Origin of the sequence: Pseudonocardia sp. SID8383, assembly GCF_009864975.1 — a bacterium.
Classification (GTDB): domain Bacteria; phylum Actinomycetota; class Actinomycetes; order Mycobacteriales; family Pseudonocardiaceae; genus Pseudonocardia; species Pseudonocardia alni.
The window spans coordinates 1-1,604 of the sequence record NZ_WWFY01000312.1; the positions used below are offsets into that span (position 1 = coordinate 1).

1 protein-coding gene and 1 pseudogene are annotated in these 1,604 nt (G+C 76.4%); one reads left to right on the forward strand and one right to left on the reverse strand.

What is annotated here, in order from left to right:
• Positions 1 to 190: pseudogene (locus GTW08_RS07680) on the forward strand (DNA polymerase Y family protein); the annotation flags it as partial.
• A 22-nt stretch (positions 191 to 212) separates the two neighbouring features.
• Here the strand turns inward: GTW08_RS07680 and GTW08_RS07685 are convergent.
• Positions 213 to 1,604, reverse strand: a 1,392-nt coding sequence (locus GTW08_RS07685) for a M28 family peptidase (protein ID WP_161151670.1), incomplete at its 5' end; no start/stop codon positions are given.

The following is a 1,604-nucleotide window of genomic DNA, read 5'->3' on the forward strand; positions in this document are numbered from 1 at the left end:
CCGGGTCGCGGGCGGCGGCCCCGACCGGGAGGTCACCGGCTGGGCCGGACCCTGGCCGGTGCACGCCCGCTGGTGGGCCCCCGACGGCCCCGGGCCCGCGGTCCGGCTGCAGGTCGTGCTCGCCGACGGCACGGCCCTGCTGCTCGTGCACCGCGGCGGCCGCTGGGAGGTGGCGGGTGTCTACGACTGAGCCACCGGCCGCCGCGGGCGGGTCAGCGCTGCGGGACCCCGGTGAGGTCGACGGCGAACCGGCCGATCGCCGAGGCCATCGCCGTCACGTTCCGGTCCAGCGCGGTCCGGTCGATGTTGGTCAGCCGGTCGCAGGCCGTGTGGTAGCAGGGGTCGTAGGACTGTCCCGCCGTGCCGCCCCACTTCTGCGCCTGCTCCGGGGTCTTCTGCTCCTCGGCGCCGGTGAACAGGCCACCGGCCGGGATGCCGGACTCGATGAACGGGCCGTAGTCCGAGCGCCCGTCGAACGCGGTGCCCTCGGGGCCGTTCACGCCGGCCCCGACCAGCGCCTCGGTCAGGACGCGCTCCGCGGTGTCGGAGCCGGACGGGCCCGCCTCGCCGCCGAGGCCGTCGGAGTTGTCGCCGTCGTAGACGAGGTAACCGGGGTTCGGCGAGCTGACCATGTCGAAGTTGAGGTACAGCGCGATCCGCGCGCGGTCGGCCTCGGACAGGCCCTCGACGTACTTCGTCGAGCCGACCAGGCCGATCTCCTCGGCGCCCCACCACGCGAAGCGCACCTTCTGGCCGACCGGCGGGGAGCCGCCGAGCTTCTGCGCGATCTCGAGCAGGGCGGCGCTGCCGCTGCCGTTGTCGTTGATGCCGGCGCCCTCGGGCACGCTGTCGAGGTGGGCCCCGGCGACCACGACCCGGCCCGGGTCGCCGGTGGTGGTCTCGGCGATCACGTTCCGCGAGGTCTGCTGCCGGATCGTGGTGTCGAGCACCAGCGACGCCTGCTGGCCGTCGCGCAGGGCGGCTCCCGCGGTCTTCGTCACGGCCGCCGTCGGGACGACCCCCGGGGTGTCGCCGAGGGTGGCGGGCAGGGCCGCGTCCTCGGTGTTGACCACGATCACCGCCGCCGCGCCCGCCGCCCCCGCGAGCCGGGACTTCTGGCCGAACTCGCAGGTCCCGCGCTCGACGACGGCGATGGCCCCGGCCGGCATCCCGGTGTAGTCGGCGGCGTCGCAGCCCGGTGTCGGGTCCTGCGGGGTGCGCGGGCGCAGCGACAGCGGAGCGGTCAGCCCGCCGGGCGGGGTGGCGGGGGAGAAGCCGAGCACCTCGGTCGTCACCGGTGCGCCGGCCACGGTCAGCCGTGCGTCGCCCGCGGAGAAGGTGCGCACCTCGAACGACGGGGTCGACACCTCGAACCCGCTCGCACGCAGCGTCCCGACGACGTGGTCGACGGCCGCGTCGTACCCGGGGGTGCCCACCGCGCGGTTGCCGTCGTTCGCGTCGGCGAGCTTCTCGAACTGCTGCAGGTGGGCGTAGGCGCCGTCGCCGCCCACCGCGGCCGCGAGCCGCTGCGGCAGGCCGGGGTCGCCCTGCGCGGCCCCCTGACTCCCGCCGCCGGTGGTGCCGATCGTCGCGGCGCCCGGCGC